We start from the raw sequence: 26,714 nt of genomic DNA, 5'->3' as shown, positions 1-26,714 counted from the left end.
CTCAATAGACGGCCGCGACGATGCAGCCGGTGCTGCGCATGCCCTCGCACAGCGCCGCCTCGCCCGAGATCGGGCGTCCGACCCTCCGTCCCGGCCGGCCGGCCGCCTGGACCGTCTGCGAAGGCCGGGACGCGGCGGGCTTGGCGAAGGCCGAATTCGCGGCCCCGGAAGGCAGGATCGTGAGGGCGAAGGCCCATTCCGGGGAGATGCGGGCCGAGGCTCCGGTGAAGGCGGAGCCGCGGGCCGCCGGCAGGGGTCCCGGCATCAGGATCGCCGAGAGGTTCGCCGGCGCCCAGTCCTCGGCCTCCCGGCCCGTGATCGCCCGCACGTAGTTACGCGTCTCCAGCGGCAGGCCGCCCTGGCCCGACAGCCAGGCGCGCACGCGGCCCTCCCCGGCATTGTAGGCCGCGGCCGCAAGCCCTTCGTTGCCGAGGCGCCGGTGCAGCGCGGCCAGGAGTTCGGCGGATTTCGGCAGGGCCTTGGCCGGGTCGAACGGATCGTCCAGGCCCATCATCGCCGCCGTACCCGGCATGAACTGGGCGATGCCCTGCGCGCCGGCGCGGCTGACGGCGTTGGGGTTGTAGCCGCTCTCCTGGCGGATGAGACGCTTGAAGAAGTCGATCGCGATGCCGTGGCGATGGGCGGCGGCCTCCACCAGCGGCGCGAAGGCGACGGGTCCGGCCGCGCTCGCCTGCAGGAAGCGGGGTGTGGCCGACCCCTGCGGGGTTAGGGTCGGACCCGAGGTCGGCAGCAGAAGTTGGGACGCGGTTCCCCCGGAGCCGGCCCGCAACTGGGCCAGGAGTTCGGCCTCGCCGCCGGGTGCTTGCGGCGCGGCGCCGGCCTCGACCGCGACGATGGACAGGACAGCGACGAGTCCGACACCGATCGTCCGCATGAGAAGCCCTCCCCCGGGGGACCGCCGCGTTTCCCGGGCTGGCCCTCGATCTCAAGAACGTTTGCCACCGGCCGCACGGCGCCGTCGGAGAGACGTCCGCGCTAGTCTAAACCGCCGATGATGATCGATCCCTTATGGGATCAGCGAACGGACCCGGGCTTCGGCGTCACCTGGCGCACTTCCGTCATCGTCGGCTCGCCGACCTTGAGGCGGCCCGCCGAAGGGGCGGCCGCTGCGGGGACGGGGGGAGCCGCGACCATGGCGGGCGCCGGCCTCGCCGCCTCGGGCGGCCGAGCGCCGGACATCGGGGCCGTCGCCACGGCGTTCGGCTTGCCGAGGAGGCCGATCCGGACCTTCACGGCGATCACCTTGCCGGCGGCCGCGTCCCAACTGCATTCGTAGATGATCCGCGCCCACTCCCTTTGCGGGCTCAGGAAACGGATGGAATCGCCCCGGTAGCGCACCACGGAGGACGTCGGAACCTCAGGCGGATCGGCTTCCTGGAAGATGCCTCCGTAGGGTCGCGAGATCCAGTCGAAGTCGTTGGGAGCCTGCGCTTCGATCTGGGACGCACAGGGTTGCAGCGCCCGGTCGGCGTTCGAGCGGACACAATCCGCGTTGCAGGCCGCTGCGGGCGCCGGCGCCTGCGCCTGCGCCGTCATCGCGGAGAGGACCGGGACGGCGAGGATGGCGAGAGCCGCCGTGGTGAGGAACCGGATCATGAGCCGCTCTGACAGGACGATGCGCTGTGCGACGTCGAAGCTCCGATGATGGGTGTCATCACGCTGATCCGAACGTCGCTTTGGAGGGAGACTGCGAAGTCTGCCGTCGCAGCCGCGGTCGAGATGCTCGACGCGGCGACCGACATCCAGGGGAGGCCGATCGCCGCGTCGCGCCCGTGAGCGCTTACTGGCGGACCGTGGCGACGTTGCCGCTGCCCGTCTGGCTGAACGACGTCGTGTTGAATGAGCCGTTCTGCGACATCGTCATCACGTTCTGCCCGCCGGGGCCATTCTGCATCTGCATGCCGTTGACAGTGTTGTTGTTGCCGGACTGGACGATCTCGGCGTTGTTACCGGCGGCGCCCAACCCACCCTGCACGAGCTGCACGTAGTTGGTGTTCCCGAACTGAGTGATCAGAGAGATGTCGTTCGTGCCCGATTGGGTGTTGTAGATCGTGTTGCCGTCACCACCGTACTGGTACAGCCTCGCGTTTCCACCGGTTCCGTTCTGAGTGTTGACGATCAGGTTATTGGTGCCACTGCCCTGAAACGTGTCGGCGAAAACTCCGTTGCCACTCTGCGTATTGTAGATCTGGCTCTGCACGCTGCCTGCATCCTGGATGCCGAAGAAGGTGTTGACCGAACCACCTTGCACGTTCTGCACGTAGCCACGCTCGCCGCGCTGCACGATGGTCGCGTCGCGACCGTTGCCTCCGCCCGTCGACTGGAGATTGTAGGCCCTGTTCGAGACACCGGTCTGCTGGACGGTCAGGTTTGCCGTTCCCTGGGTCTGATACGACTCGACCACATGCGAACCGCCGCCGCCCTGGAAGATGTCTGCGGTGGTGCGCCCTGTCGTCTGAAGCGCGTAAGTCTGGTTGTTGTCGGACTGCTGATTGACGATGATGGAGGAGTACTGCGCTGAACCGCTCCCCTGAGTCTGATCGGTCGTCGCCCGGTTCCCGTTGCCGACCTGATTCACCGTCGTGGTCGCGAGCGTCGCCGTCTGGTTCACGCGGGCCTGGTTGTCGTTACCCTGCCCCTGGAACACGGTGGCCGTACCGCTGTTGTTGCCGCCGTCGGCAAAACCGCCCTGCGTGATCTGGATGAAGCTGCTCGTGGAGCCGCTGCCCTGCGTCGCCGTCGCCGAATTCTTCGTCGCGGTGTTGCCGTCGACGCCCTTCTGGTCGACGAAGATCTGCCCGTTCACGGAGCCGCCGGCCTGGGTGGCATCGACGGTGTTGCTGACACCGTCCTGGTTGACGCGGATGTATCGAGTGCCCGCGGAACCATCCTGCTGGGAGGTCGTCGTCCGGTTGCCCGTTCCGTTCTGGGTCAAGTCAACGGTATTGCGATCACCTGCGAAAGCAGACGTCGTCAGGCCGATTGCAGCAACGCCCATGGAAAGAGCGAGAAGATGCTTATGCATGATGGCTAAACTCCTGTGCGGAGTAGAGGCTTTCGCCTCCTCCCAAGTGTCGATGAGCGGACTTGCGCCGCAGTTTATGTCAAAGGATATACTCGTCCGCCCCGCCGGGCATTCGATCCTTAACGATTTGTTAGCTACACAGTGTCCGGCCAAGCCACATCATCCAATTGGATGACGATTCAGAATTTGTTTAGAACGATGCGGCGACAGACACATCGCTCATAGATCAAAGTTAATCATCCAAACAGATGATGCGCATCGAGCGACTTCAGCGCTAGTTATCGAGCTTCCAGCAGGCACTCCGACCTGTTCTTTCGATTGGCTTTTCGCCGTCATGCCGTACGTGACATCTCAAGTGATCAGGGCGGCGTCCACCCTCGAGCACGAGAGCGCCTATCTGATCTGGGTTCACGGCCGTCTGGTCGCGCTCCTCGTCGAGGCGGAGAGCGGCTGGTTCCTGCAACTCGGGCTCGGGCCGTTCGAGGCGGAAGGGCTCATCTTCGCGTCCCTTGGCGAGGCGGAGAACTGGGTTCGCAGTTGCATGCCGCCGAGTTGGCTGATCAGCCCATGACGTCGCGGAATCCACACTGGTATCGGTGTCGTACTGGCGTGTTGCAGCGCCATATCACGCTGCCGGCGCCTTCGATCAAACCTGGGCAATACGAGCTCCGTAATTTCAACCGGGTATGCCGAAGAGATTTCGGAGACGGCTCGGTTGTAAAAATTAATCGAAATTCGCTACAGATGCTGAGCATCTTGAAAGCGTTGCGGAGTCATCGTGAGTTCAGGCCAGCCCCTGCTGCAGTTGCTCGACAGGATGAGCTGCGGCGCTGTGGTCGTCGATTCCGAGGGGGATCCGATGGACCTGAATACGACGGCCGCCTACATTCTCGGCCAGCAGGAACTTGGAGCGCTGGGCATTCCATCTCCGGAGGGAAGCCGGCGCGCGCTGCGCAGCCTCCTGAAACAGGCCGGCCAGGCCTTGCAGATCGAGACCGAGACCTGGGTTACGGTCTCCCGGTCGACCGGCGCGCCCCTGGTGCTGCACACCATCCCCCTCGCGCAGACCGGATCGGCCGGGTCGCGCACGGTCATCATCCTGGTGGATCTGCGGCACTCTCCGCGCCCGACGCTCAACGTCCTTCAGAAGCTGTTCGACCTGACGCCGGCCGAGGCGCGCCTGGCGATCGAGATCGTCAGCGGCCGAACCCTGTCGGAGGTCTCGACCAAGATGGGTCTCAGCAACGCGACGCTTCGGACCCAGCTTTCGGCAGTGTTCACCAAGACCCAGACCCGCCGGCAGGCCGAGCTCGTCGCGCTGCTGACCCGGGTCGCGATCTTCCCATGAGACGGACGATGCGCCCGCTGATCGGCGCGCTCGTCGGCGCCCTCGTTCCCCTTCTCGCGATCGGAGCCCACGGCATGGAACCGGCAGCCGGATCCCCCGCGGAGGGCGCCCTTCGGTGCCGGATCCAGCGGGAGACCTCGGGCCCGCTCACGACGCTGCGCGGCATCGCGCTGGCGCGCCGGGATGCGGCGGGCACCTACACCCTGCTGGTGGTCAAGACCGGGCCCGGTGGCTCGTCCCGCGTGTCGCAGGGCGGGCGGTTCCAGGTCGCGGCCGGCGGCCAAGCCGGGCTCGGTGAAGTCCGCCTCAGCCTGGAGCCCGATGCGGGGTTCGAGGCGACCCTGACGCTTGATGTCGACGGCCAGCGGATCAGCTGCGAGGCCAGTTCCGCGACGACGACGCCCTTATGAGGTGCCACATGACTCTCCTCGTCACGCGCGCCCTGGTGGTCGCTCTGGGGCTCGCCAGCGGCACGCCCCTGGCCGCCCAGCAGAGCGTCTATATTGGCCAGATCGATCCGACGGCCGCGACCTCACCGCGGCGGCCCTCGAACCAGGCCGCGATCGAGTCGGCGCTCGTCAGCACGGCGCCCGCCACGCTCGGCCTGCCGGCCGCATCGCGGACCACGGGCAGCCTGTCCGAGACCATCGCCGCGGCCGGCCGATCCGGGGCAGCGGGGTCCGCGCAATCCGGGAACATCGCGATCATCGATCAGTCCGGCACCGCGAACCGCAGCGCCATCACGCAGATGGGCACCGGCAACACGGCCCGCGCCAGCGTGTCCGGGACGGGCAACGTGACCTCACAGACCCAGGATGGGGCGCTGAATCAATCGACCCTTGGCCTCCTGGGCGACAACAATGCCCTCGTGAACAGTCAGGTCGGAAACGGCAACGCCTCGAACATCAGCGTCGTCGGCTCGGGTTACACCATCACGAATACGCAGAACGGCTCAAATTTATCCTACGGACTCTCCATTACGTCATCGAATTCCGGTGATAAAAATATCACTGTGGATCAGAGAAGTATTGGATCAGCACTCGCAACAAATCCGAGCGGGTTGCCGTCATCAATGGGTGGGGTAAACTCGGCCCGTTCTTCGCGATAATGTCAGGCCTGCGCAGATAGGCTTATCGCCGCGGATGGTTAAAGGGAGGCGGCGATGCCGAGGCGTGGATTTATCATTTTTATATTCGCGTTGTTGGGGCCGCTGTTCCCGGTCGCGGCGAGCCCGCTGAACTATCAGCCCGTCAATCCCTCCTTTGGCGGCTCGCCGCTCAACGGAAACTGGCTCCAGTCGCAGGCGACGGCACAGAACATCTTCGTCCGCCAGAAGCAGATCGCGGATGCGATGGCACAGCAGATCGCGCAGCAACAGCAGCAAGCCCGGAACACCCCCTCCACGGCCTCGAACTTCGCCGCGGTCATCAATGCGCGCCTGCTGGCGGCGGTGGCCGACCGCATCACCAACGCGATCTTCGGAGAGAACGCGCAGCAGAGCGGCACCTTCGTCGTCCAGGGCACGACGATCCAGTTCCAGCAGCTCGGCCCCAACGTCCAGATTTCCGTGAACGACGGAGCGACCGTCTCCACGGTGACGGTCCCCCTCGGCTTCTGACCTTTCCCGTCCCTCGCGTGAGATCCCGCCCTCGCACTTCGAGGACCTGCGGGGATCCCACGGAACCGCAGCTCCGCTCAGGGTCCTCAGCGCCCCGCCCGGACGGATCGCTGCCATCAATGCCTCCCGGTGCCCTCGGATGACCCTGTTCCCCAAGCGCTTGCTCGTCGCCTGCCTCGCCTGCCTCGCACTGGCCGGATGCGAGACCGTGCTGGGCCAGCGCGAGCCGCTGGCGGAGGCCCCGGTGATCACGCCCGCCTCCCCCACCGGAATCGGCCTGGAGACCCTGCCGCCCCCGGAGCGGGCGATCGACGTCGCCATCTATGCCTTCCCCGACCTCACCGGACAGAACAAGCCGAGCGACAACTTTGCCGAATACTCGCGCGCCGTGACTCAGGGCGGCTCGGCCTTCGCCGTCGACGCCCTGCGCAGGGCCGGCGGCGGCAAGTGGTTCAACGTCGTGGAGCGCGGCGGCCTGCAGTCGCTGCTGCAGGAGCGCCAGCTCATCCGCGCGACGCGGACGGAATTCGAGGGCGTGAACGCCAAGCCGCTCCCGCCCCTGCGCTTCGCCGGACTCCTCGTGGAGGGCGGAATCCTGGCCTACGACGCCAACACGGTGACGGGGGGCCTCGGCGCCCGCTATCTCGGGGTCGGCCTCGACACCAAGTATCGCCGCGACATGGTCACGGTGGCCATGCGGGTCGTCTCGGTCCAGAGCGGGCAGGTGCTGCTCAGCGTGACCACCACGAAGACGATCTATTCGGTCCTCGTTTCGGGCAACATCTACAAGTTCGTGGCCCTCGACCGGATCCTCGAGGCCGAGACGGGCTTCTCGCGCAACGAACCGACGCAGCTGGCCGTCCGCGAAGCGATCGAGCTCGCGGTCTACTCCCTCATCATCGAGGGCGCCGAGCGCAAGCTGTGGAAGTTCAAGAACGGCGGCAGCGCCGCCGCGTTGATCGAACGGTACCGCGGCGCACCGGTGGTGGGTGCGAAGGCCGAACTGGCCGATCCGGTGCCGCCGACCCAGTATTCGCATCTCGAGTCGCCGCCGGCCCCCGCCTCGGCCGCCGCCGCACCCGCATCTCCGCCCGAGGCGCCGCTCCGCGCCGGCGATACGCCCGCCCGATAGGTCGCCGCGCCATGCCCGCCCCCCTGCCGCTCACCCGCATGCTGCGCCTGACCCCTCACGCCTGCCTCGGCCTCGCCCTGGCTGGATGCGTGTCCGCCGGCAACCCGCCCCCGCCCGTCGCGATCGTGACCGATCTCGCCTCGGTCACGACCTGCGCCTTCATCGCCCCCGTCGGAGCTCCGACCTTCGTTCCAGGCGCTCGACCACCTTCGGGGTACGAGGCCTTCCAGGATGCGCTTCGCCGGCGAACGGCCGCACTCGGGGGAACGCACCTGTACCTCACCAACCCCTCCGCAGGCTGGGGCGGAGCGAGCGCGATCGGAAGCGCCTATCGGTGCAGGCAGGCATCGTCCGATCCGCGCAGCGACGCCGCCCGGCGCTTCGCCACCGCCTGAGGCGGACGGTGTCCAAAACAAGAGCGGTGATCTGGGGTGGAAGGTCCGCGAAAGCCCTCCGGTCGCGAGCCGGCCCGGCGGCGGTCGCGCCTAGAGCCTGAGGATGAACTCGGGTTCGACGCGTCCGACCGCGGCGTGCCACAGACCCAGCAGGTTGCCGCGGAGACGCCCGCGTCGGTCGATATAGGCCTCCGGGCGGACGCTCTTCAGGACATTGGCCACGAGGTTCCGGAGGATCAGGCGCAGGCCGTACAGCGCGGGCATGGTCCCCTTCCGGATGAGGTAGAGCGGATTGATGACCTGCGAGTAGCCGAAGCGCAGTCCGCTCACGCGGCCCGACTTATGGCCCAGATGGACCCCTTCCAGCGTGTCGATCTGCACGACCTTGCCCTTGCGCCAGAGCTGATGCGTGAAATCGATGTCCTCCTGCCAGCCGTAGAGAACGAGGCGCTCGTCGAAGGCGAGCCCTTTGACGGCCTTCGTACGCACCGACATGTTGCAGCCGTAGGACCCCGTCTGCAGCGTGACCGTCATGGGCATGCCCGCTGGGTCCCGGGCGCTCGCGAGGCGGAGGAGCCCATCGTCGAAGCTGAGGCCCGGTCCGCCGATGCCGTCGTAGAGCACGTGGCCCATGACGGAGACCCAGTCCGGGTTCCCGGCCATCGCGGCCAGAAGCGCTTCCAGGTAGCTGTCGGCCGGAATGAAATCGTCGTCGAAGAAGGTCACCACATCGAAGGTGTCCACGACCGTCCGGAGCGCGCGATTGCGCTGGGCGCACAATCCCTTCGGTCCGTAGATGAACCGCACCGGGAAGGGATAGGATTGGGTTTCGTCGATCCCGTCCGGGTCGACGGCCGACACGACGACGGCATCGGGAAGCCGTCTCTGCTGGGCCAGATGCGCGAGGAGTCGCGAGAGGAGCTCGTTTCGACCGAGGGTCGGGATCACGACTGCCAGTTTCATGTCACGCAACCTGAAGCGACGGGTCTGACGTTCTCGAGGTGTGGAGCGGTTTCCGACCCGGCCGGCAGCCCCTGCGCGCGCCGCCGCCGGAGCAGCGTCCAGATCTGTCCGGAAGCCTGCGCAACCCCGCGTCCGGTCGCCCGATCCGCGAAGGCGGGGAGCCCGCCGGCCGCAAACGCGGTCACGCCTCGGCCCTGGCGGCGTCCATCTCGGCCATCAGCGACAGGTAGGTCTCGGCGACGGCACGCCAGCTGAACCGCTCGACCCTTCGCTGGCCAGCCGCGACGAGACGCGCCCGCAGGTCCGGGTCGGCCGCGAGGCTCAGGATGGCGGCCACCCACGCCTCGGGTTCTTCCGGGTCCGCGTAGAGGGCGGCACTCGCGCAGATCTCCGGGAGGCAGGGCGACGTCGAAGCGATCACCGGACAGTTCCAGGCCATCGCCTCCACGGCGGGAAGGCCGAACCCTTCGAAGCGGGAGGGCAGCAGGAGGCAATGGGCCGCCCGAAGGGTCGCGGCCAGCGCATCGTCGTCGAGGCGTCCCAGATAGCGCAGGTTGGCCGCCTCGCCCATGAGCGGGCGCAACTGGTCCGGGTTGCCGACGACGGCGAGGTCGAAACCGGCGGCATCGAGGCGCGGGGCGATCGACTGGACGAGTTCCGGGTTCTTGTGGGCCTGGGTGCGTCCGACGCACAGGACGTAGGGCCTCGGCGCGAGCTGGACGCCGGCGCGGTCGGGCTGCCAGCGAAGGGCATGATCGCTGCCGTTGTAGCCGACCGTGATCTTGCCGGGCAAAGCGACTCCATAGGTGGCGAGATGCTGGCGCGAGGCTTCCGACACCGTGACGATGCGAGCGACACGCCGCCCCAGCAGCGGCAGCATCACGCGATGGATCCACCGGAACATCCGGCCGTAGCTCTTCGGCGTCAGCCGGGTCTGCAGATCGTGGATGCAGACGATCTGGCGCGAGACCGCGAGCGGTGCGAGGTTGCAGAAGCTCAGGAGGCCGCCGCCGACATGACGCGGCAGTTGAAACTGCACCCAGACCTGCGGAAGACGGGGGCGGATGGCTTCCGGAACGACGTGCACCGGGATGGTCCGCAGGTTGAGCGACTCGCGTGATGCGATCGGCGAGACGATCGTGAGGCGGAGTCCCTCCGTGAGCGGATGCCCCTCGCTCACCAGGGCATCGAGCGCCCGGACCAGTTCGCGCGCGTAGCGCGCGACCCCTTCCGGATTGAGGGTCAGGAAATCGCCGTTGATGGTCCAGGAGCGGATGGGCGCGTGTCCCCGCGGGCGCTGCCTGGACGTGCCGGGAATGACGGGCGCGGGCGCCGCGGAGGTCCCGCCGGCATACGACCGAAAGGCGGCCCCCTTGACGACGCTGTTGCTCATGGCCTGGCCCGTACTCGCGTTGCAACCGGTCGCATGCCCGTCAGCCTAGGCGGTCGCGCCCGGCGGACACCGTCCGCCTCTTCGCGCCTCCGCCCGTGCATCCGATAAGTGCGGCATCCCCGACGCCACGGGCAGTCATCCAAAGGACGGATCCCCTCCACGCTTTCGCACATCCATCCGACCCTTCGAGGTACGGTGCGGACCGTGATTGCCTCTGATGGCGCCGACGGGCCGATGCTAGTGCGAAGGGGGTGGGGAGGCGGCCGGCATGCGGCAGCGATGGACGATCAACGGCCGCTTCTTGGCGCAGCCCATGACCGGCGTACAGCGTTACGCGCGCCAGATCGTGACCACGCTGGATCGCCTCGTCGGCGAGGGCGGCGAGTTCGCCGATGCCGTGGAGCTCGACCTCGCCGTTCCGCGCGGTGCCGGCGGCCTGGACCTGCAGCACATCCCGGTTCGCACCATCGGCCGGCTCACCGGCCATGCGTGGGAGCAGGCCGAGCTCCCGACCTGCGTCCGGGGCGGTCTCCTCAGTCTCGGCAACACGGGACCGCTCGCGATCGCGAACCAGATCGTCTGCATCCACGACCTGAACCCGCGGATCTGCCCCGAGAGCTATTCCCGTTCGTTCCGCGGCTTGTACAGGATCATCCAGCCCCTGATCGGGCGGCGTGTCCGTGCGATCACCACGGTGTCGAAGTTCTCCGCCCACCAGATCGAGACATTCGGAATCGCGTCGGCCGAGCGGATCTCCGTCATCCCCAACGGGCACGAGCACGTCCACGCCTGGCGCCCCCGGATGTCGCGGGCGGTCGCGGAGGCTTCGGGGGAGGACACGATCGTGCTCCTCGGCAGCGCGGCCCCCCACAAGAACGTCGCGGCCATCCTGGGGGTGGCCGATCGCCTCGTGCGGGACGGCTTCCGGATCGCGGTGGTGGGGCAGAGCAATCCTGGAATTTTCGCGCAGCAGATGCCTCACGTCGAGGGACCGGGCATCGCCTGGCTCGGACGCCTGGAGGACGCGGAGCTCGCGGCGCTGCTCCAGCGCTCGCTCTGCCTCGCCTTCCCCTCGCTCACCGAGGGCTTCGGACTTCCACCGCTCGAGGCCATGGCACTCGGCTGCCCGGTCGTCGTCTCGGACCGCGCCAGTCTTCCCGAGATCTGCGGCGATGCCGCCCTCTATGCCGATCCCACGCGCATGAGGCACTGGCATGCGCAGTTCCGGCTTCTGCGCCGCCATCCGGCCCTGCGCACGGCGCTGGTCGACAGAGGCTTGGCCCAGGCCCGGCGTTTCAGCTGGCAGCGATCGGCGGAACTCTACCTGCGGATGCTGGCGCGTCCGAGCGGCGCCCGGGGACCCTCCGTCTCGGAGCCCACCGGGTCGCTCCCGTCCACGCCGGCGGTGCAGTAGGGCAAGCGGCGGCCGTGTCGCCAGACTTCGGTGGCTGCGCCGGACCCGACCCCGGAGCGCGCCGGCGCCGCCCTCCATGTCGGACGGCGCGCAGGCTCCGCAAGCCTCGGCATTCAGGGTGATGGCAGCTTCACGAAGCGCCCGGACAAGGCGTCGGATTGACCGATAGTGCCGTCCATGGTGCCGAGATGGGCGGACAGGAACGAGACGATCAGGCCATTGATGTCGTGCCACATCTGCTTGCGATCGATCGGTCGCGGCTTCAGGAAGTCCCGAAACGGCGGCATGACCAGGCGATCCGAGAAATCTGCGTGCACCGCCTCCTTCACGCTGAGTGCCAGGCCGTTGCGCGGAAAGTCGGGACGTTCGTGTAGGTCATAGGTGTCGCGCGTGGTGATGCTCTCGAAGCGGAAGGCCCGATCGTCGGAGGCGAGGTCGGCCGCACTCGGGTAGGGAAGATCGCTCGTGAGGAAGAGATAGGGAACCGTCGGCGGCCACGCCTCGGTCGCGACGACGTCACCGTCCAGGTTGACCACCGCCCGGAGACGGCCGGTCTCCCGCGACATCGCCGCGGCGATGCTGCCACCGAACGAGTAGCCGAGCACCCCGACGCGGTCGGCGTCGATGCGGGGTCCGAGTGTCGGATGGGCGATGACCGCGTCGATCGTCGCCGTCGCGGCGCGTGCACCGAGGACGGCCCGCCGTCGGGACACCGCGCGGGAGGTGGCGAAGGCCTCCTCGGAAGTCATGTCGAGCGATCCGAGTTGCGCGATCCGATCCCCTCCCGACAGGGGCGGGCCGTGGACGAAATCGTCGACGGCCGCCACCACGAAGCCGTGGCTGGCGAGATTGGCCGCCATGAACGTATTGACGTCGCGCTCGGCGAACCAGGAGGGAAGCAGGAGGATCAGCGGATGCAATCCGGGGGCTGGCGGCGCGTCGCACGAAACGGCCTGGGTCGGCCGCAGGACCGTTCGCAACAGCGCGACGGCGCGCGCGAGGAGGCCAAGGCAGCCCCCCTTGGCCGGATACCAGAGTTCGACCCGTGCGCCACCGACGGGACTGAAGGCCGCCGCCCCTACGGGATGCGCACCGGTGGGGGCCGGCCGCTGAGCCGCGAGGAAGACGAGAGACCGGACGTGCTCCGTCGCGATGAAACCCATGGCGATGCAGGCTGCCAGGAAACACACCACCACGGCAGCGAGCGCCGGCCATCGGCGCCCGCGGCCGCCGATCGTCATCGAACCGCACGCTCCGTGCCGGAAATCTCCGAGAGTCCGAGGTGCAACTGTCTGATCAGGGTGTCCAGCGCCTCGTCCGCGAAGGTGCCTTGGAATCCACCCTCGACATCCTGGACCAGGACCGACCCGGTCAGCGTGCCGGTCCAGCCCAGGATCGGGTCGAACCCCCGCCCGCGCGGCGCGTCCATCCCGAGGAACTGAACCACGCGTCCCGGATAGGGCTTGGGTCGATAAAGATTTCGCGCGTTCATCAGGTAAAGCAGCCAGCCGTCCGCGGTCTCCGACCCGGTGCGTGGCGGCACGCGATCGATCAGCTTCAAGGCGACGGCAGCCTTGAGTATCCCGACCTTATGCGCAAGCGAATAATTGCTGAGAAATTCAGCAAAAGTCTTCTTTCCGGAGAATACGAGTGCGAGACTTTCTTTGACGTGCTTGAGACGGATTTTGGATTTGTTCAGCAAACTCAAGCGCTCAAAGTAGTTCGGGTGCCAGCCGTTGACGAAGGCGAGAACCTCGACCTCGTCTCCGGCCGCCCGCAGTTGCTGCGCGACCTCGTACCCGATGAGGCCGTGAACGCAGAGTCCGAACAGGATGTAGGGTCCCTGCGGTCGGATTTTGCGGATGAGGCGGACATAGTCCGCGGCGATCTCCTCGAAGCTGCGCCCATCCACAGCCGGCGTCACGTGCGCGTCGAGGGTCTGCACGCTGTAGAAGGGGTGGCCCGAGCCGACGGCGCGCGACAGATCGTAATAGGAGAGCAGGTGATTGATGGCGATGATGGGCGTGCCGTCGCCGTCTGGCTGCACCACGACGATCTGTCCGTCCGTCGCATCCTCCTTGAGGGATTCGACGTGGCGAACGAAGGCCGCCAGCGTCGGCGAGCGGAAGAGGGACACGACATCCACCTGCCGTCCCAGTCTCCGGCCGACCTGAACGCACATCCGCACCGCCAGGAGCGAGTGTCCGCCGAGATCGAAGAAGTTCGAGTCGGGGTCGATCGCGGTGACGTCGAGCACATCCTGCCAGATCGTCCGGATGGCCGCTTCGATCTCAGACGGGGGGCCGGCCTTCGCCGGAGGCCCGGTGACGGCGGCGGGCGGATGCGGGAGCGCCGGCCGATCGATGGCGCCCCCGGCGGTCCGCGGCAACGCGAGGAGCACGCTGATGCCGGCGGGCTGCGTCTGCAGCCGCGCGTCTCGCGCGAGGTGCCCCATGAGCGTCACGGGCAGCGTTTCGAGGGGCTGGCGGACATCGGCGGCGGGCACGACGTAGGCGTAGGGTGCCGGCGTGCCGTCCGGGCGTGAATGCGCCACGACGGCGGCTTCCGCGACGAGCGGGTCGAGCAGCAGCACTTCCTCGACGGCCGTGCATTCCTCGGAATTCGCCGCCGTGCGGAGGGCGATCGGCAGGGCCGAGAGCGGCCGGTCGGCGTCCAGCAGGAATCCGTCCAGGGCGGCCCGCCAGCCGGCCAGGAGATGCTCGGCCGTCTCGAGTTCGAAGAGGTCCGTGTTGAATTCGAGGGCGAGGCGCCAGCCGCTCGGCCAGTGCACGAGGAAGAAGTTCAGCTCGTAGAGCGAACCCGGCGAGAGCGACGGCTGCGCCCGAAGATCGAACGTTCCGTAGGTCTCCTCCCGGATCACTTCGTGGAGGACCGCGAAGTTGATCGAGATGAGCGGTGTCCGGGAGGGGTCTCGCGGCGGATTCAGAAGTTCGACGAGGTGGTCGAAGGGCATCTGCTGGTGGATCAGCGCATCCTGCACGGTCCGGTTGGCGCGCTGGAGGAAGTCCCGCAGGCTGAGGTCGCCCGAGGCGGCGACGCGCAGGACGAGGTTGTTGAGGAAGACGCCGACGATCTTCTCGAGGTCGGGATGGTGACGCGATGCGAGCTGCGTTCCGATGACGAGATCGGTCTCGCCGGTGACGCGATGGAGCCCGGCCATCGCGGCGGCGTAGCAGAGGCCGAACAGCGTCACGCGCTCCGTCTTCGCGAAGGCGTCCAGGGCGTCGCTGAATTCCTGCGGAAGCATCTGCGCGATGATGTGGCCGTTCGAGGCCGGCACCGCCGGCCGCGGAAGGTCGGGGGCGACCTCGAAATAGGGCGCGCCGGCCAGCTGGCGGCGCCAATAGGCGGCCTCGGCCTCGAAGCCGCGGCTGCTGAACATTGCTTTCTGCCACGACGCGTAGTCGCCGTACTGCATCGGCAGTTCGGGCAGGGTCGGAACCGACCCGGCCTGCAGAGCCGCCGTGACGAGTCCGAATTCATGGGCCAGGAGGCCGATCGAGATCCCGTCGAAGGCGATCTGGTGGACCGTGACCAGCAGGGAGACCCGGTTCGAACCCGTCCTGATCAGCGTCACCCGGATGAGCGGCGGACGATCGAGCTGGAAGGGTGCCTTCGCCTCGCGCTTGGCCAGGGCGACGGCCTCGTCCGCCCGGGTCGCCTCGGGCACCATGGTGAGGTCGACCTGCGAAAGCTTGAAGCGAAGCTGAGGCAGGACCTCCTGGACCGGCTCGCCGTCCCGCACGTAGAAGCGCGTGCGCAGGATCTCATGCCGATTGATCAGGAACTGCAGCGCCCGCTCGATGACCGGGGGACTGAACTCCCCCTCCAGCTCCCAGCGCAGGGCGATGTTGAGGATCGTCGAGCCCGGATGGAGGGCGTCGATGAACCAGCAGCGCCGCTGCGACGACGAGCAGGGGAAGATCAGCGGCTCGGGGACCGGTAGGGCGCCGGTCGCGATCTCGTTGGGCAGGGTGGTCATCGGGCAACCCCATTCAGGGTGGATCCGCGTCGGAAGGACATGAGCGACGGCAGTACCGTGCGGGACGCCCGGGTCTCCGACGCGTCGGCGGCACTGGCGAGCGCGGCGACCGTCGGGTTCTCGAAGACGTGCTTGGCTTCGAGATCGATCTTCTCGTCCATCAGGCGCGCGGCGATCCGGAAGATGTGCAGCGAGTCCGCGCCGAGCGCGAAGATGTTGTCATCGACGCCGATGTCGTCGACCTTCAGCACGTCCCGCCAGATCGCTGCGATCTGAGCCTCGCGGGGATTGCGCGGCGGGACCACCGGGCGCGCGTCCCGCCTGGCCCCGGCCTCGGGCTCGGGAAGCCGCTTGCGGTCGAGCTTGCCGTTGGCGGTCATCGGCATGGCGTCGAGGCGCTGCCAGAGCGTCGGCACCATGTAGTCCGGAAGCTTGGCGGCCACATGGGCGGCCAGGGCAGCCGCGGTGACGGTTCCGCTCACATCCGTGAAGTAGCCGACGAGGCTCGTGCTGTCGCCGCGCTTGAGCAGAGCGACCGCGCTGGCCGCGACGCCTGGATAGGCGCGCAGCACCAGCTCGATCTCTTCCAGATCGATGCGGAAGCCCCGCAGCTTGATCTGCTGATCGGCACGCCCGAGCAGGCGGATCGTACCGTCCGCGGCCCGGCTCGCGAGGTCGCCGGTCCGGTAGAGGCGCTCCAGGCCGCGGCCGGGAACGTCGATCTCGCGGAAGGCGGCGGCCGTCAGGTCGGGACGGTTGAAGTAGCCGTGCGCGAGGCCGACGCCACCGATGTAGAGCTCGCCCGCGACACCGATCGGCGCCAGCGCGTCGTCGCGGTCGAGGACGTAGAGCTGGGTACCTGCCACCGGCCCGCCGATGGTGACCCGGCCCGGCCCGACCCGGCCCGCGCTCGACCAGATCGTGGTCTCGGTCGGCCCGTAGAGGTTCCAGAGCTCGCCTCCGTTCGCCAGGAGGAGGTCGGCGAGATCCTGCGGCAGCGGTTCGCCGCCGCAGAGCATCTTCAGGTCTGGCCCGGGCTGGAAGCCGGCTTCCAGCAGGACGCGCCAGAGCGAGGGAGTGGCCTGCAGGACCGTCGCGCCCGAGGTCCGGATCCGGTCGACGAGGCCGAAGCCGCCGCGGACCTCGTCCCGGTCCGCGATGACCGTGCGGCCGCCGAGGATCAGGGGCAGGAACAGTTCGAGGACCGAGATGTCGAAGGTCGTCGTGGTGACGGCGAGGAGGGTGTCGGCGGGGGTGAACCCGGGCTCGACCGCCATCGACCGGAGCAGGTTGACGACCGAGCGGTGACCGACTTCCACGCCCTTGGGCGTGCCCGTCGAGCCCGAGGTGAAGATGACGTAGGCGGCACGGCCCGCCCGGCCGGGCTTGGCGGCCGCGACGGGCGGCGCATCGGGCAGCGGCTGGTCGAGTTGAAGGACGGGCAGCCCCCCCTCTGCGATCGCGGCCGTCGAGGACCGGTCGCAGAGGAGCAGAGCGGCCTCGGCGGCCGCCAGGACCTGGCGCGACCGCGCGACCGGCTGGGTCGGATCGAGCGGCACGTAGGCATGGCCCGCCTTCATGATGCCGAGCATCGCCGCGACCATCTCGGGGGAGCGCTCGACGGCGAGGCCGATCCGCGTGGGCTCGGCGCCGGCCAGGGCTCCGACGGCGCGGGCGATCCGGTCGGCCCGATCGGCGAGTTGCCGATAGGTCCAGCGCGCCTCCCCGCAGGCCACGGCAACGGCGTCCGGCGTCCGCTCCGCCTGGAGGGTGACGAGTTCCTCCAGCGTCGCCTCGTCCCGGGCGACGGACGGGGCCCGGTTGAGATCCTCCACGAGCCAGCGGCGCTCGTCCGTGGACAGCAGCGGAAGGGCCTCGACGCGCCGGGCGGGATCCTCCGCCACGCTCGACAGGAGGGACCGCAGGTGTCCGATCCAGCGGGCGATGGTCGCCTCGTCGAAGAGATCCGTGCTGTAGTCGCAGTCGATCTTCAAGCCGTCGTTCGTCTCGGCGATGTTGAGGAAGAGATCGAAGTTGACGAAGGCCTTCGGGTTCGAGGTGAAGGACGCCTCCAATCCCTCGAAGGCGAGCTTGTCGTTGAGCCGTTCGAGGTTGAACTGGATGCTGGTGAGCGGCAGCCGGTTGAGGTCGCGCGGAATCTCGAGGCGCCGCACCAGCGTGCCCAGCGTCGTGTCGGGCTGCTCGAACGCACTGAGGACCTTGTGCTTCACCCGCTTGAGGTGGTCGGCGAAGGGCTCGCCCGGCGCGAACGCCGCCCGCAGGGGCAGGAAGTTGACGCAATGGCCCACGAGGATCGCGTCGTCGAGCCCGTTCTGGGCCGCGCTCGGGATCGCCATCACGACGTCCTGAGCCCCGGCGAGCCGGCCGAACAGAACCTGAGACGCGGCAAACAGTGCCACGAACAGCGTGCACCCCTCGCGTGCGGCGGCCGTCTTGACGGCGCGGGTCAGGTCGCCGTCGATCCAGGTCGTGAGGGTCGCGCCGCGGAAGGATCTCGGATGGACCGGCGCGCGGTCGACCGGGAGGTCGACGGGCTGGGGCAGGACCTCGAACTCCTTGCGCCAGAACTCCGGAACCTCGCCGGTGTCGCGGCCGGAGAGGTCGAGGGCGTATCGGCGGAACGGGAGGGGCGCGGGCAGGTCCGCGCTCCGGCCCAGACGGTGCGCGGTGTAGAGGGCGCCGAGATCGCCGGTGAGGATGTTGATCGACCATCCGTCGCAGACGATGTGGTGCGCCGTGAGCACGAGCACGTGGCGATCGGCGCCGAGGGCGATGAGCCGTGCCCGCACGAGCGGTCCGGCCTCCATGTCGAAGGGCGTGCGGGCGTCCTCGTCGAGGAGTTCCGCCATGGCCGCCTCCGGATCCGGGGCGGAGGTCAGATCGGTGCGAGGCAGCGCCAGCGACAAGGTCCGGACGACCTGCATCGTCGCGCCGCCGCGTCCGATCCGCGCCCGCAACGCATCGTGACGGGCGACGAGATCGTCGAGGGCGGCCTCGATGGCGGTTGTGTCGAGCGCACCGGACAGGTGGAGCGACACCGATTCGTTGAACGCGCAGGAGGCGCCGTCGCCGAGCTGGGCAGCGAGCCAGACTTCGCGCTGCGCCTCGGTCAGCGGAACCTCGGCCGGAAGACCCGCATCCGCGTCCGGCGCTCTCTCCTCGGCCGCGGACATCACGGGCATCGACGGCAGGAGGAGGCCGGCATCCTGCAGATCGTCGAGCGCGCGGGTGAAGGCCCGTTCGATATGCGCCAGATCCGCATCGGAATGCGCCGTGGTGATGAAGCAGGGGAACCCTTCGAGGATGTGGACGCCGTGGAGGCGCAGATAGGGGAAGATCAGGGTCGCGAGGCGGTCCTCGCGCGCCATGTCGAGGTAGTACCAGCTGCTGCAGCGCTCGATGGTCGTCGCGAGGCCGCGCCGCGCGAAGTCGGCGTTGAGGCGTTCCACATGGAGACGGGTGCGCTCCGACAGGGTCTCCTGGAGAGCGGGCCCGTGCTCCTTGATGTGCAGCAGGACGGCGTGCACCGCGGCCAGGACCAGGGGGTGCCGCACGAAGGTGCCCGCGAAGAAGGTCGGGGCCACCTCGGGGAAGGAGGCGTCGCCGTAGCTCCACTGTCCGCCGTCGAGTGCGTCCATGAACTGCGCGGTGCCCGCGAGGATGCCCACGGGCATGCCGCCGCCCACCACCTTGCCGTAGGTCGCCAGATCGGCGCGGATGCCGAGGAGCGCCTGCATGCCGCCGGGATGGACGCGGAAGCCCGTGATCACCTCGTCGAAGACGAAGGCCGTGCCGCTCCGTTCGGTGATCGCCCGCAACTCGCGCAGGAACGGCTCCGGCTCCACGCCCGGGTGCCGGCTCTGCACCGGCTCGACGATGACGGCGGCGATGTCCTCGGCGTTGCTCCGGATCCAGGCGAGGCTCTCGGGGGCAAGGTAGGGCAGCACGACCATGTTGCTGACGGCCTCCGACGGGATGCCGGGGGCGACCGGGACCGACGCGACCGCACCGGCCCGCCCGGAAGCCTTCACGAGGACCTCGTCGAACTGCCCATGATAGTCGCCCGTGAAGATCACGACCTTGTCCCGGCCCGTCACCGTGCGGGCGACCCGCATGGCGGCCATGACCGCCTCGGAGCCGGTGTTGCAGAACGTCACGCGCTCGTTGCCGGTGATCTCGGCGAACAGGGCCGCCGTCTCCCCGGCGAGGGGGCTCTGCGGGCCGATGGCGAAGCCGCGCTCGAGCTGCGCGACCAACGCTTCCGTGACGAAGTCCGGCGAGTGGCCGAAGGCCGTCTGGCCGAAGCCGTTCACCAGGTCGACGTAGTCGTTTCCGTCGATGTCCCAGATATGCGAGCCCTTCGAGCGCTCGCAGACCACCGGATAGACGATGTCCTTCCACTCCTGGCGGAAGCCCGCGGCGCTGCGCGGGTCGGCCAGCACGGACCGATAAGCCTGAGCCCGCGCCTTGGAGAGGGGCGTCCGCGCATTGTAGCGCGCAACGAGGTCGTCGATGAAGGTGCGCTGGCGCGGCGTGATCGCTCCGACCGCATTCGCGCCGGGCCGGTAGAGCCGGATACGTGCGGGAGCCTCGTCGGCCGATGTCGGAACCGCCGTGGCAGCGGAGGGGGTCGCCGGCTTCGCGATCGGCGCGGCTCCCGCGTTCGCCGCCGCGGCTGCGGGCATCGCGGGGGCGGGACGGGCGACGACCGCCTGCACGGGAACAACCGCCGGCGCTGCGGCCGGGGCCGTGCCGAGCAGACCGCACTGCTGGCTCAGGAGGGACTGCAGCGTCTGGAGCTGTGCATGCAGGAGGCTGTGCAGGGCACCGTCGGCCGGGATCGCAGCGGCCGGTCCGAGCAGCGCGGGAACCGCGATGGGGCTCGGGACGGGGGCAGGCATCGGCACCGCGACCGACGGCTCGGCAGCGACGGTGATTTCGGGCGCAGCGGGCGCCTTGACGCGGATGGCCGCGATGTGATCGGCGAGGGCGGCCATCGACGGCAGGTCGCTCGACAGCTGCCGGAACGTCAGCTTCACGCCGTACTGCTTGCGGAGCCGGGTCACGAACTGCGCCAGGAACAGGGAATCGAGCCCGTGTTCGAGGAAGGTGCTGTCGAGGTGGTCGGCGTCGATCGAGACGCCCGAGAGTTCTTCCACCATCGCGATGAGCTCCGACGCGAGCTCTGTCCGTGCCGCCACGGAACCGTGATCCGACGTCTGCCCCATTGTCGTCTGCGCCTCTTCGTTGCTTGTCGAAGGCCTGATGAAAGGATCGTTCGGCCGCGCGCCGCCGGTCTGTTCGACGGGGACCGCCGCGGGTGGCGCGATGCGCGCCGGCGCGTCGATCCAGTGCCGGCGGCGGTCGAACCGATAGGTCGGAAGAGACAGGCGCCTGCACCCGGGACGCCCGACGGCCTCCCAATCGGGTGTGACGCCGGCGGTCCAGAGTTCGGCGAGCGCCTCGGCCGCCACGATCTGGCCGTCCGCCACCTGAGCCGGATCCGGCATCGAATTGATCACCGCGCGGGCCGTGCCGCGCTGCAGGCCGGCATGGGCGAAAGTGGAGAGCGTCCGGCCCGGCCCGACCTCCAAGAGGACCGATCCGTCCTGCGCGACCGTCCGGAGGGCGTCGGCGAACCGGACGGTTTCGCGACAATGGCGCGCCCAGTAATGCGCGCTCGTCGCCTGTTCGGGGGTGATCCAGCCACCGCTGACGCTCGACGCGTAGGGCCGGTTCGGAGCGTTCAGGGTGATCCGTTCCGCGAGCTTGGCCAGCCCGTCGACCACGGGATCCATCATCCGCGAATGGAACGCGTGCGACGTATGCAGCCGTCGCACGCTGACCTCCGCGGCGAGGAGGCTGCTCTCGAGCTCCGCCACCGCATCGAAAGCCCCCGCGGCGACGCAGAGGTTCGGTGCGTTGATGGCTGCGATGTCGAGGGCCGCCGGCAGGCGTGCCCGCAGCTCCGCCTCGGGCAAGCGCACGGCCAGCATGGCGCCGCCGGGCTCGGACTGCATGAGGCGCCCGCGCTCGACGACGAAGGCGAGGGCATCCTCGAAGGTGAGCACGCCCGCGAGGCATGCCGCCGTGAGTTCGCCGACGCTGTGCCCGACCATCGCAGCGGGCCGGATCCCCCAGCTCATCCAGAGGGCCGCCAAGGCGTGCTGGGTGAGGTAGATCGCCGGCTGCGCGACACCGGTGGGCGCGGGGCCACCCGTGGCCTCATCGGGCCTGTCGCCGTCCAGGAAAGCCCAGACGTCGGCCCGGCCGGCGGGATCGAGGAGATCGAGGCCGCGATCGATCGCGTCGCGGTAGACCCCCTCGCCCCGATAGAGATCCCTGCCCATACCGATGTGCTGGCTGCCCTGGCCGGGGAACATGAACACCACGGAGGCCGGTCCGCCGACCTCGCGGCGCGCCAGCCTTCCCCGCAGGCCCGCGATCGCGCCAGGCAGGTCCCGGCACGCGAGGGCGGCACGGTGCTCGAACGCCGTACGGCCCACCTGCAACGTGTGGGCAACGTCGGCGACGTCGAGGGTGGGCGTCGCCTCGAGATGGTCCGCGAGGCTCAGCACGGCCGCATCCAGGGCCGCGCTCGTGCGTGCCGAGAGGGGGATCACCGATGCGGCGGGCCGGATCGGCGCGGCGGGGGCGATGCGGTCGGTGCGGTCGGTGCGGGGCGCCTCTTCCAGCACGACGTGAACGTTGGTGCCGCCCACGCCGAGGGCCGAGACGCCGGCCCGGCGCGGACCGCGGCGCGCCGGCCATGGCGCGAGACGCGAAGCGACGGCGAAGGGCGTCGATTCGAGGTCCAGGAGGGGGTTGGGGGCGCGGAAGTTCGCCGTCGCCGGGATCGTTCCGCTCTCGACGGCGAGGGCGGCCTTGATCAGGCCCGTCACGCCGGCGGCGGCGTCGAGATGGCCGACATTGCCCTTCACCGAGCCGATGAGGCAGCGCTCCACGACCGCGATCGGCCCGAACGCCTTCGCGAGCGCCGCGACCTCGATGGGATCGCCGAGAGGCGTCGCCGTCCCGTGGCACTCGACGTAGCCGATCGTCTCCGGGGCGATGCCCGCGATCGCATGCGCCGTCGCGATGACCTCGGCCTGCGTATCGACGCTCGGGGCGGCGAACCCGACCTTGGACGCACCATCGTTGTTGACACTCGCACCGCGGATGACGGCGTAGATGTGATCGCCGTCCGCCACGGCGTCCTCGACCCGCTTCAGGAGCACGGCGGCCGCCCCCGCGCCAAAGACGGTGCCGTTGGCATCCGCATCGAACGGCCGGCAGACGCCGTCGGTCGAGACGATGCCGCCCTCCTGGCTGATGTAGCCGCGCCGCTGCGGCAGGCTGATCGACACGCCGCCGGCCAGCGCCATGTCGCACTGATGCAGGAGAAGCGCCTGGACGGCCTGGGCGACGGCGGTGAGCGAGGTCGAACAGGCCGTCGCGATCGACATGCTGGGACCGCGCAGGTCGAGCTTGTAGGAGACGCGGGTGGCGAGGGCGTCGGCGATGGCGCCGGTCAGCGCCTCGTAGTTGCCGACCTGGAACTCGGAGGTGAAGCGCTCGGCGGCGCCGGCCTCTCCCAGGACGTGGTGCAGCAGGTAGGTGTTGAGGCTGCATCCGGCGTAGACGCCGACCGGACGACCGGGTGCCAATGGTGGATAGCCCGCATCCTCGAACGCCTCCCAGGCGACCTCGAGGAAGACCCGGTGCTGCGGGTCGGTCAGCGCCGCCTCGCGGGGGCGCATGCCGAACAGGGCGGCGTCGAAGAGCTCGACGTTCTCGAGGACCGGTCGCACCGCCACGTATTCGGGCTGTGCGCGCTCCTCGTCGGTGAAGGTGTCCTCGAGCGCTTCCGCGGCGAGGGGCGCGACCATCGAGTCGCCGGCGCACAAGCGGCGCCACAGCTCGGCCGGGTTCGCCGCCCCAGGGAAGCGGCCCGCCATGCCGACGATGGCGATCCCTTCGATCGGCGGCTCATCCGAGCCGGCACAGGGGTCGGGTACGGTGGTCATCGCGCATGCCTCCCCAAGGTGCCGAGGCGCTTGAGCGCTCCGGCCTGTCGCAATCCGCGGGCACCGACGCTCGCGCTCACCGCAGTTCGGTCCGCAGCACCGTCGATGAGTTCGGCGAGGGCGCGGATGGTCGGCCGGGCGAACAGGTCGATGACCGAAACCGCAGCGGTCCCCTGTTCCGTCAGGCGCTGGTGCACCGCCAGGAGCTTGAGCGACGAGCCGCCGCGTTCGAAGAAGTTGTCCTCGATGCCGACTTCGTCGATCGCGAGGACATTCCGCCAGACGGAGGCGATGCGCCGTTCCGTCTCCGTCCGCGGCTCGGCGAAGGACCGAGGCCTCTCGGGGTTTCGCGACGCCTCGGCGGCCAGGGCGGAGCGATCAACCTTTCCGTTCACGTTCAGCGGCAGGTGCGGCAGGGCTTCGAGCGTCGCAGGCCGCATATGAGCCGGCAGGCTCACGGCGAGCGCCGCCCGCAGGGAGACGAGGTCGAGCGGCGACGGGCCGGTGCTCACCACGAAGGCGTGCAGGCGCTTGCCGTAAGCATCCGCCTGCACGGCTGCCACGGCCGCGTCGCGCACGCCGGGAAGCCCGCGGAGGACCGACTCGATCTCCCCGAGCTCGACGCGCTTTCCATCGATCTTCACTTGCGTGTCGAGGCGCCCGAGGAATTCGATCACGCCGTCGAGCCGGCGACGGACGAGGTCCCCCGTCAGGTAGAGTCGGCCGCCCGGAATCGGGGAATGGATATCTGGCAGAAAGCGCTCGTCGGTCAGGTCGGGCCGGTCGAGGTAGCCGATCGCGACCCCCTCGCCGCCGGCGCAGAGCTGGCCGGCCTCGCCCGCCGCGACCGGATTCAACGCGTCGTCGAGGATGTAGACCTGCGTTCCGCGAATGGGGTGGCCGATGGGGATCGCCCCTGCCGGCTGATCCCGAGGAATCGTGAAGCAACAGGTGAAGGTCGTGTTCTCGGTCGGGCCGTAGACGTTGATCAGGCGGCAGTGCGGCAGGGCATCGAGTACCTTGCGGACATGGGTCGGCGAGAGGACGTCCCCTCCGGCCAGCAGCTGACGCAGCCCCGCCAAGTCGTCGAGCGCTTCATCCACCATCAGGTGGAACAGGCCGGTGGTGAGCAAGAGGTTCGTGACACCGAAGGAGCGGACCATGGCGCCGATCTCCCGCAGCGAGGGCCGGCGCCGATCGGGAAAGGTGAGTTGGCCTCCGTTCAGGAGCGGCGCCCAGATCTCCAAGGTCGCGGCATCGAAGGCCAGCGGGGCGAGCTGAAGGTAGACGTCGTCGGCGCCGAAGCTGGCGTAATCGGGCTGGTCGACCAGCCGGACCACCCCGCGGTCCGGGACCATTACCCCCTTGGGGCGGCCGGTGGAGCCCGACGTGTACATGACGTAGGCGAGATCGCCGGGATCGCGCACCGGAAGGGGAACGCCTTCCGACACTTCGCCCGGCACACGCCCGGCCGCATCCATCGAGACGGTCGGACCCGTCCACGACAGGCCCTCGGGAACGGGCCCGCCCGAATCTACGATGAGTGCCGCCGGCCGGCTATCCGCGATCATCGCGGCGAGATGCGCGCAAGGATAATCGAGATCGAGCGGCACGTAGGCCGCCCCCGCCTTCAGCACCGCGAGCAACGCACAGATTGCGGCGGGCGAACGCTCGACGAGGAGCGCGACACGATCGCCCGGTCCGATGCCCAGAGTCATCAGCCTGCGGGCGAGCCGATCCGACCGGCCGTCGAGCTCGGCATAGGTCCAGTCATGGCCGGTCGTCCGCAAGGCCACGGCGTCGGCAAACGCCCGGGCGCGTTCGTCGAAGAGCCCGACGATGCTTCCCTTCGCCGCTGCGGTCGCGGCCTGCGTGGCGTTTGAAGTCAACAAGATCGCCACCTCAGTCTTGAGACCCGGACAACGGCACATGGCCGGCGGGGGTCAGACTGATAGGACGGGCCTCTTCGTTTCAATTCCTGCTTACGACTGCGCCCCTACGCCTTTTGAGTGGTCCTTTGCCCTTTTAAACAGGAATGACTGTGCCGAAAACTGGATAAGGTCCAAGATCACAACGTCAGATTGATCCGAAAGTTCGGGCCGTGATGTCATTCATGAGATCCATCCGTCGGACTGCGGCACAGTCAGTCTTGAACCTCTTCCTCCTGACTTCGGGTCTCCACGCCGAGATTCTCTGGGGGGTCAACGGGCATCCGCTCGTTTCCTATCCTGGCGTGACGTTCGATGAGCAGTTGGTGATCCTGAACGACCTGGGTGCCAAGTCGTACCGGGTCGACGTGACGAGCCTCGACAAGGCCGATCAGCTCGCAGCGCTCATCGCGGCCGCGAAGCGGCACTCGATCACGATCCTGCCCATCCTGATTCCGCCTGTCTCCCTCTCGGCGGAGTCCGAGCCGGATCTCTATCGGAAGAGCTTCGAATTCGCCGAAGCATTCGTGCGACGGTTCGGCCACGACATCCCGGTCTGGGAGCTCGGCAACGAACTCGAGAACCACGCGATCATCCAGCCTTGCGAGCGTCGCGACGACGGAACGCAATATCCCTGCGAATGGGGTCCCGCCGGCGGGTGGGGACCGCTCGAATACTATGGACCGCGCTACCTCAAGGTTGCGGCCGTGCTGCGAGGCCTCTCCGAAGGCGCGCGCTCCGCCGATCCGGAGGCCGTCCGCGCGATCGGGTCGGCCGGTTGGGGGCATGTGGGCATCTTCGAGCGCCTGAAGCGGGACGGCATCCCGTGGGAAATCTCCGTCTGGCATCACTACGACGGCGATCCCGAACTGGCCCTGAAGGTCCTGGCAACCTACGGACGGCCCATCTGGGTGACCGAATTCAACCACGCCTACGGCAGCAAACGCGACGGTGAGGACGGGCAGGCGAGCGGCCTCCAGTGTCAGATGCGCCGGTTTCTCGATCTCGCGCAGACCTATCGAATCGAGGGCGCGTTCATCTACGAACTGCTGGACGAAGCCTACTGGGCGCCCGGGGACGAGGCTTACATGGGCCTGGTGCGCCTGACGAAGACCGGCAACGGCAAGTGGGCGCTGGGCGGAACCAAGGCTGCCTTCACCGCCGCGAAGCGGGTGATGGCCGACGGCTCCCGAAAACGGACGGATACCTGCTCGCGCTAGCCCGACAGCCGCCGTCGAGGCCGGCGGCCGGAGGTCACCCGCGCGCGGCCAAGGCGACGTGGAGGGAGATTCGTGGCTCCCCTCTCTCTGGTCGAGGCGAGGTACCGACCCCATCGGTCCGCGCGACGAACGGCCCCTCGCGACCCCGCGGACCTCCCCGAATGGCGTACCGCACTTCACGCGAAGGACGGATCGACTTCCGCCGG

At 68.7% G+C, this 26,714-nt stretch carries 19 protein-coding genes; 10 read left to right on the top strand and 9 right to left on the bottom strand.

Annotated features, from left to right (window positions below):
• Position 1: 1 nt before the first annotated feature.
• Together ASF49_RS20815 and ASF49_RS20810 are read right to left on the bottom strand one after the other, a co-directional pair.
• Positions 2 to 895, bottom strand: a complete 894-nt coding sequence (locus tag ASF49_RS20815) for a lytic transglycosylase domain-containing protein (protein ID WP_056477620.1) — start codon at positions 893 to 895, stop codon at positions 2 to 4.
• Positions 896 to 1,035: 140 nt separating this feature from the next.
• A complete protein-coding gene (locus ASF49_RS20810) occupies positions 1,036 to 1,617 on the bottom strand; it encodes a hypothetical protein (RefSeq protein WP_056477618.1) in 582 nt (193 codons plus the stop codon).
• A gap of 45 nt (positions 1,618 to 1,662) precedes the next feature.
• Here ASF49_RS20810 and ASF49_RS24790 point away from each other — a divergent pair, with 45 nt between their 5' ends.
• Positions 1,663 to 1,797: a hypothetical protein gene (locus ASF49_RS24790; RefSeq protein WP_272481519.1), complete on the top strand. Its 135-nt coding sequence runs from the start codon at positions 1,663 to 1,665 to the stop codon at positions 1,795 to 1,797.
• Between the two features lie 4 nt (positions 1,798 to 1,801).
• On the opposite strand, the gene ASF49_RS20805 is transcribed toward ASF49_RS24790, so the two are convergent.
• Positions 1,802 to 3,046 carry a hypothetical protein gene (locus ASF49_RS20805; RefSeq protein ID WP_156653133.1) on the bottom strand — a complete coding sequence of 415 codons (1,245 nt, stop codon included), beginning with the start codon at positions 3,044 to 3,046 and terminating at the stop codon, positions 1,802 to 1,804.
• A 355-nt stretch (positions 3,047 to 3,401) separates the two neighbouring features.
• On the opposite strand from ASF49_RS20805, the gene ASF49_RS20800 reads away from it, so the two are divergent.
• The 7 genes from ASF49_RS20800 to ASF49_RS20770 all read left to right on the top strand — a co-directional run bounded on the left by ASF49_RS20800 (position 3,402) and on the right by ASF49_RS20770 (position 7,539).
• Complete coding sequence (locus tag ASF49_RS20800; protein ID WP_156653132.1) at positions 3,402 to 3,617, top strand: hypothetical protein; 216 nt, start codon at positions 3,402 to 3,404, stop codon at positions 3,615 to 3,617.
• Between the two features lie 207 nt (positions 3,618 to 3,824).
• Positions 3,825 to 4,394 (top strand): LuxR family transcriptional regulator, encoded by a 570-nt coding sequence (locus tag ASF49_RS20795; protein ID WP_156653131.1) that lies wholly within the window; start codon positions 3,825 to 3,827, stop codon positions 4,392 to 4,394.
• Between the two features lie 8 nt (positions 4,395 to 4,402).
• A complete protein-coding gene (gene csgH, locus ASF49_RS20790) occupies positions 4,403 to 4,804 on the top strand; it encodes a curli-like amyloid fiber formation chaperone CsgH (RefSeq protein ID WP_056477610.1) in 402 nt (133 codons plus the stop codon).
• A gap of 8 nt (positions 4,805 to 4,812) precedes the next feature.
• Complete coding sequence (locus ASF49_RS23970) at positions 4,813 to 5,502, top strand: hypothetical protein (RefSeq protein ID WP_156653130.1); 690 nt, start codon at positions 4,813 to 4,815, stop codon at positions 5,500 to 5,502.
• Between the two features lie 93 nt (positions 5,503 to 5,595).
• A complete protein-coding gene (locus ASF49_RS20780; protein WP_243214838.1) occupies positions 5,596 to 6,012 on the top strand; it encodes a curli assembly protein CsgF in 417 nt (138 codons plus the stop codon).
• Between the two features lie 139 nt (positions 6,013 to 6,151).
• Positions 6,152 to 7,144 carry a CsgG/HfaB family protein gene (locus ASF49_RS20775; protein WP_056477604.1) on the top strand — a complete coding sequence of 331 codons (993 nt, stop codon included), beginning with the start codon at positions 6,152 to 6,154 and terminating at the stop codon, positions 7,142 to 7,144.
• An 11-nt stretch (positions 7,145 to 7,155) separates the two neighbouring features.
• Positions 7,156 to 7,539 carry a hypothetical protein gene (locus ASF49_RS20770; RefSeq protein WP_056477602.1) on the top strand — a complete coding sequence of 128 codons (384 nt, stop codon included), beginning with the start codon at positions 7,156 to 7,158 and terminating at the stop codon, positions 7,537 to 7,539.
• A gap of 90 nt (positions 7,540 to 7,629) precedes the next feature.
• On the opposite strand, the gene ASF49_RS20765 is transcribed toward ASF49_RS20770, so the two are convergent.
• Together ASF49_RS20765 and ASF49_RS20760 are read right to left on the bottom strand one after the other, a co-directional pair.
• The gene (locus ASF49_RS20765; protein ID WP_056477600.1) at positions 7,630 to 8,502 is read right to left on the bottom strand and encodes a glycosyltransferase family 2 protein; all 873 of its coding nucleotides are present in this window, start codon (positions 8,500 to 8,502) and stop codon (positions 7,630 to 7,632) included.
• A 181-nt stretch (positions 8,503 to 8,683) separates the two neighbouring features.
• On the bottom strand, positions 8,684 to 9,895 hold the full coding sequence (locus ASF49_RS20760; RefSeq protein ID WP_056477598.1) for a glycosyltransferase family 4 protein: 1,212 nt from the start codon (positions 9,893 to 9,895) through the stop codon (positions 8,684 to 8,686).
• 268 nt (positions 9,896 to 10,163) lie between these two features.
• Between ASF49_RS20760 and ASF49_RS20755 the strand changes: the two genes are divergently transcribed.
• Positions 10,164 to 11,309: a glycosyltransferase family 4 protein gene (locus ASF49_RS20755; protein ID WP_056477596.1), complete on the top strand. Its 1,146-nt coding sequence runs from the start codon at positions 10,164 to 10,166 to the stop codon at positions 11,307 to 11,309.
• 113 nt (positions 11,310 to 11,422) lie between these two features.
• Here the strand turns inward: ASF49_RS20755 and ASF49_RS20750 are convergent, their stop codons facing one another.
• Genes ASF49_RS20750 through ASF49_RS20735 form a run of 4 tightly spaced genes read right to left on the bottom strand, consistent with a single transcriptional unit; the run spans position 11,423 to position 25,252 of the window.
• The gene (locus tag ASF49_RS20750) at positions 11,423 to 12,550 is read right to left on the bottom strand and encodes a dienelactone hydrolase family protein (protein ID WP_056477594.1); all 1,128 of its coding nucleotides are present in this window, start codon (positions 12,548 to 12,550) and stop codon (positions 11,423 to 11,425) included.
• Positions 12,547 to 15,312 (bottom strand): condensation domain-containing protein, encoded by a 2,766-nt coding sequence (locus ASF49_RS20745; RefSeq protein ID WP_056477592.1) that lies wholly within the window; start codon positions 15,310 to 15,312, stop codon positions 12,547 to 12,549. The genes ASF49_RS20750 and ASF49_RS20745 overlap by 4 nt, the downstream gene beginning before the upstream one ends.
• The gene (locus ASF49_RS20740; protein ID WP_056477590.1) at positions 15,309 to 23,360 is read right to left on the bottom strand and encodes a hybrid non-ribosomal peptide synthetase/type I polyketide synthase; all 8,052 of its coding nucleotides are present in this window, start codon (positions 23,358 to 23,360) and stop codon (positions 15,309 to 15,311) included. The genes ASF49_RS20745 and ASF49_RS20740 overlap by 4 nt, the downstream gene beginning before the upstream one ends.
• A complete protein-coding gene (locus ASF49_RS20735; RefSeq protein WP_162240992.1) occupies positions 23,357 to 25,252 on the bottom strand; it encodes a non-ribosomal peptide synthetase in 1,896 nt (631 codons plus the stop codon). Before ASF49_RS20735 ends, ASF49_RS20740 begins: the two co-directional genes overlap by 4 nt.
• 257 nt (positions 25,253 to 25,509) lie before the next feature.
• Between ASF49_RS20735 and ASF49_RS20730 the strand changes: the two genes are divergently transcribed.
• Positions 25,510 to 26,508, top strand: a complete 999-nt coding sequence (locus tag ASF49_RS20730) for a hypothetical protein (RefSeq protein WP_056477584.1) — start codon at positions 25,510 to 25,512, stop codon at positions 26,506 to 26,508.
• Positions 26,509 to 26,714: the final 206 nt, after the last annotated feature.

The organism is Methylobacterium sp. Leaf104, assembly GCF_001422885.1.
Classification (GTDB): domain Bacteria; phylum Pseudomonadota; class Alphaproteobacteria; order Rhizobiales; family Beijerinckiaceae; genus Methylobacterium.
The sequence above is the reverse complement of the archived record's forward strand: the minus strand, read 5'-3'. Positions and strand labels throughout refer to the sequence as shown.

Bases quoted from the DNA above. Each gene is read 5' to 3' on its own strand.
- ASF49_RS20815 (WP_056477620.1), bottom strand. From the start codon at position 895: ATGCGGACGATCGGTGTCGGACTCGTCGCTGTCCTGTCCATCGTCGCG.
- ASF49_RS20810 (WP_056477618.1), bottom strand. From the start codon at position 1,617: ATGATCCGGTTCCTCACCACGGCGGCTCTCGCCATCCTCGCCGTCCCG.
- ASF49_RS24790 (WP_272481519.1), top strand. From the start codon at position 1,663: ATGATGGGTGTCATCACGCTGATCCGAACGTCGCTTTGGAGGGAGACT.
- ASF49_RS20805 (WP_156653133.1), bottom strand. From the start codon at position 3,046: ATGCATAAGCATCTTCTCGCTCTTTCCATGGGCGTTGCTGCAATCGGC.
- csgH (WP_056477610.1), top strand. From the start codon at position 4,403: ATGCGCCCGCTGATCGGCGCGCTCGTCGGCGCCCTCGTTCCCCTTCTC.
- ASF49_RS23970 (WP_156653130.1), top strand. From the start codon at position 4,813: ATGACTCTCCTCGTCACGCGCGCCCTGGTGGTCGCTCTGGGGCTCGCC.
- ASF49_RS20775 (WP_056477604.1), top strand. From the start codon at position 6,152: ATGACCCTGTTCCCCAAGCGCTTGCTCGTCGCCTGCCTCGCCTGCCTC.
- ASF49_RS20770 (WP_056477602.1), top strand. From the start codon at position 7,156: ATGCCCGCCCCCCTGCCGCTCACCCGCATGCTGCGCCTGACCCCTCAC.
- ASF49_RS20765 (WP_056477600.1), bottom strand. From the start codon at position 8,502: ATGAAACTGGCAGTCGTGATCCCGACCCTCGGTCGAAACGAGCTCCTC.
- ASF49_RS20760 (WP_056477598.1), bottom strand. From the start codon at position 9,895: ATGAGCAACAGCGTCGTCAAGGGGGCCGCCTTTCGGTCGTATGCCGGC.
- ASF49_RS20755 (WP_056477596.1), top strand. From the start codon at position 10,164: ATGCGGCAGCGATGGACGATCAACGGCCGCTTCTTGGCGCAGCCCATG.
- ASF49_RS20750 (WP_056477594.1), bottom strand. From the start codon at position 12,550: ATGACGATCGGCGGCCGCGGGCGCCGATGGCCGGCGCTCGCTGCCGTG.
- ASF49_RS20745 (WP_056477592.1), bottom strand. From the start codon at position 15,312: ATGACCACCCTGCCCAACGAGATCGCGACCGGCGCCCTACCGGTCCCC.
- ASF49_RS20740 (WP_056477590.1), bottom strand. From the start codon at position 23,360: ATGACCACCGTACCCGACCCCTGTGCCGGCTCGGATGAGCCGCCGATC.